This window comes from Paenibacillus cookii (assembly GCF_018333375.1).
Taxonomy (GTDB): Bacteria; Bacillota; Bacilli; order Paenibacillales; family Paenibacillaceae; genus Paenibacillus_AQ; species Paenibacillus_AQ cookii.
On the sequence record NZ_BORW01000172.1, the window covers coordinates 1 to 205 of the forward strand.

The window sequence follows — 205 nt, forward strand, 5'->3', positions numbered from 1 at the left end:
TGGGAAATCTCATCTTGAGGGGGGCTTCACGCTTAGATGCTTTCAGCGCTTATCCCGTCCGTACGTAGCTACCCAGCTATGCTCCTGGCGGAACAACTGGTGCACCAGCGGTACGTCCATCCCGGTCCTCTCGTACTAAGGACAGCTCCTCTCAAATTTCCTACGCCCACGACAGATAGGGACCGAACTGTCTCACGACGTTCTG

The 205-nt window shown here is 55.6% G+C and carries 1 rRNA gene; it reads right to left on the minus strand.

Going from position 1 to position 205, the window contains the following annotated elements:
* Positions 1–205: ribosomal RNA gene (locus tag KI367_RS27045) — 23S ribosomal RNA — on the minus strand; the annotation flags it as partial.